At 61.1% G+C, this 3,333-nt stretch carries 3 protein-coding genes and 1 pseudogene; 3 read left to right on the top strand and 1 reads right to left on the bottom strand.

The features are described from left to right. Positions 1-372, top strand: a pseudogene (locus ACQUQ1_RS21830) (hypothetical protein); the annotation flags it as partial. Positions 373-374: 2 nt separating this feature from the next. Here the strand turns inward: ACQUQ1_RS21830 and ACQUQ1_RS21825 are convergent. After that, positions 375-635, bottom strand: coding sequence for a MarR family transcriptional regulator (locus tag ACQUQ1_RS21825; RefSeq protein WP_435066307.1), 261 nt, complete (start codon positions 633-635; stop codon positions 375-377). A 121-nt stretch (positions 636-756) separates the two neighbouring features. On the opposite strand from ACQUQ1_RS21825, the gene ACQUQ1_RS21820 reads away from it, so the two are divergent. Beyond that, entirely contained in the window at positions 757-999 is a 243-nt protein-coding gene (locus ACQUQ1_RS21820; protein ID WP_435066306.1) for a HalOD1 output domain-containing protein, read from the top strand. Between the two features lie 125 nt (positions 1,000-1,124). Next, positions 1,125-3,032: a PAS domain S-box protein gene (locus ACQUQ1_RS21815; protein ID WP_435066305.1), complete on the top strand. Its 1,908-nt coding sequence runs from the start codon at positions 1,125-1,127 to the stop codon at positions 3,030-3,032. The last annotated feature ends 301 nt before the right edge of the window (positions 3,033-3,333 follow it).

Below are 3,333 nucleotides of genomic sequence, written 5' to 3'. Positions count from 1 at the left end.
GCTGCGGCGAGTAACGTCCTCGCGGCCCGTGGCCACTATACGGTCGAAGATCCGTATGCGCGCGAGGATACCCCGGATGCGCGACCGACGTTCGGGCTCGATGACGGCGAAACTGATGGCATCGTCCTCGCGAACGCGCTCGACGTCGACGGCTTTCTCACCGACGAATTTGGCGGCACGAACTTCCCGCTCATCCACGCGGTGCTCGAAGGGCCGCGTATCGTCCCGACACCGCGGCTTATCTGCGACTACGCCCGGAACGGCCACATGAACCACGAGGAGACGCGAACGCTACTTCGCGTGATCAGCCCCCACCGGAGCTGGGACAACAGCCCGTACGTCGCCCAGTTAGTCACGCTTCTGGAAGGGTAGGTTCAGTCAGCTTCGAGGTCACGAGCGTCGAGGTCGCCGGCGAGATACTGCTCTCCCGTTCGCGTGATGTCGTAGACGCCGTTGCCGAGGTGGACGAGGAGGCCGTATTCGACCAGTGTCTTGCATCGGGCGTTGATGTGTTGCCGGGAGAATCGAACGCGATCGCTGTCAGCCATTTCCTTGGGTGTATCGGGGCCGGCTTCAGCAAGATGCTCTAGAATGCGGTCATCGGCGCGAGACATCCAGTCGGCGTCAAAGCGCATAATCGCTTCTGGTTGCGCCGACGCTATCCCGAACGCGCTAAGTCGATTAGAAAAGCGATACGCTCCTGTAGTTGACTCCCAATGTTTTAACGGCTCCCCACCCTAGTCTACGAGCATTGTGATGGACCAGTCCTCACCACAAACCCTCACCGTGGAGATTATCGAGGCCTTGGAATCGTGTGGAGTGGACCGCGACCAGTACCAATTACACGACTATATCGATGTCGAAGCAGTTGAGCAGCTGGTAGCCGGATCCAGTGGATCAGTCGAGGTTCGTGTCACTGTCGAGGGGATTCAGCTCGCAGTTACAGGCGATGCTGTCGAAATCGTCGATCCCCAAGGCGGACACGCGGAGGACCAATAGCATGCCATCCGTGGAATATCGACTTCCGAACGTTCCAATTCCGGGTGTAGCTGGTGTGAGGCGTGCAATCACGTACGTTCTCCAATCAGGCAAATTATGAACCTAGAACCTGCTATACCTTTCAGATGAGGGATTGGTCTCGGGCGGTGAGTCAATGGTCGGTCACCATCCTTGGAGCTGTACTCCTTCTGCTCACACTCGCCCGAACCGCGACTGACACCGACGATCCCATTATCGACCTCACTGAGGTAGCGCTACCATTCGTCGTCGGCATCGGGCTCATCGTCGGCGGGATATGGCTCGCCAGAACGACTCCAACAGCCCGTGTCAGACAGCTTTCAAAGTGGACGCTGGGCGGCGCCATCGTCGGCGTAGCTGTCAACCTCTGGTTCGTTTTCATCATCTCGCTGGAACAGGTTCCGTCCGGGGAACCGATCGTGTTGAACCTCAATGGCGCTGGCATCTTCATGGCCGCCGGTGTGCTTCTCGGCTACTATGCGACGGGGCTCCAAGCACGGGAACACCAACTCGAACTTTCAGAACATCGCTTCCGGGCGCTCACGGAGAACTCGCCGTTTGCGGTCATCTCGATCGACGAAACGAGTACAATCCGCTACGCGAACGACGCGACCGAAGCCCTCTTCGGCTATCCCACAACGGATCTCGTCGGCGAACCGCTGACGAAGCTGATTCCGGCCCGATTCCGTGAGGCGCATCTCGAGGGGCTGTCTCAGTACCTCTCTGACGGTAGGCGAACTGTCGACTGGGATGGCCTCGAATTGGCCGGCCTGCGCGCCGACGGCGAGGAATTCCCCGTCGAAGTCAGTTTTGGCGAATACGTCGTAGGCGACGACCACCTCTTTACGGGCGTTATTCAGGACATTTCCGACCGAAAAGCAGCCGAGGAGCAGCTTCGTGACCACACGTCGAAAGTCACGCAGCTACACGAGGTCGCGACCGAGATCACCAGGGCAGCATCCAAAGAAGAGGTGTACCAACGCACTGCAGACGGGGTCGTTGACGTCTTCCCGGCCGCTGTTGCCCGCGTGGCGATTGCGGACGGGGACCAGCTCGTGCCGGCCGCCAGTTCTGACCACGAGTCCCTCGAGGAGTGTCAGCCCATATCCGCAACTCTCGGATACGCGGGGCAGAGCTACCAGTCCGGGGAAGTCCTCCGACTCGACGATCTAACGGATACGCGCTCAGCAGCACAGTCCCCGGTTCAGGACAGAGAGTCACTTCCGGACGCGGACCTAGCGGAGCCACAAGCGCTGTTAAGTATCCCTCTCGGGGAATACGGGGTCGTGCAGGCGTTTGCCCACGAGCCAGCAGCGTTCTCCGAACGTGATGAAGAGGTCGCCGAGATGCTCGCAACGCACGTCACGACGGCCCTCCAGCGCATCGAGGCGGAGTCGACCATCCGACGCGAACGCGACCGCCTCGAAGAGTTCGCCAGCATCCTCTCGCACGACCTCCGAAATCCCCTGAATGTCGCCCAGGGTCGCCTGGAGCTCATACAGATGACTGGCGAGATAGACCACGTCGAGGCCATCGATCGCGCGCTCGATCGGATGGAACGGCTCATCAAGGATATGTTGACACTCGCCCGCGAAGGCGATGCCGTTGGTGAGACGGAACCGGTTGCACTGCGCACGATCGCTAATCAAGCCTGGACCAACGTCACAACCGAATCCGTTTCGCTCGAGATCGAGTCGAGCGTCCAGATCGACGCGGATCGTAGTCGACTCATCCAGGTGTTCGAAAACCTGTACCGGAACGCAATCGAACACGGCGGCGAGGGGGTCACAATTCGCGTCGGTGCCCTCGACGGCGGCTTCTTCGTCGAAGATACCGGTCCCGGTATTCCGGCGGCTGAACGAGACGATATCTTCGAGAGCGGCTACACGACCAACCAAGACGGCACCGGGTTCGGTCTCGCGATCGTCAAACGCGTCGTCGAAGCTCACGGGTGGGAGATTGAGGTCACCGAGGGCACTGACGGCGGGGCCCGGTTCGAGGTTTCAGGCACCTGATCCAGTTCAATATTGAGAGCGTGAGGCGACGGATACGAAAGCCCTCGGCCGCTCGACGTCCCACGACCGCCGCTGCGCGCCTCGTGCCTGCGGTGCTTGCGGGGCCGGGGGACGGCCGAGACGGCCTCGCCCTTTCTGAGTCCACCAGGACGGTAGATGGCTCACCGAGCGATGTGGCCGGCTAGACAGGTGTGTCCGTTATGGCCCGCCCCGCTCGCCGCGTTCCGCCCTCCGCGTCGCTCGCGACCGACCATTCCGGGCGTGCGGGCGCTCTCCGCACCGCCCGCGCCCGTTCCGGGCT

The organism is Halobaculum sp. EA56, assembly GCF_051195075.1.
Taxonomy (GTDB): Archaea; Halobacteriota; Halobacteria; order Halobacteriales; family Haloferacaceae; genus Halobaculum.
The sequence above is the reverse complement of the archived record's forward strand: the minus strand, read 5'-3'. Positions and strand labels throughout refer to the sequence as shown.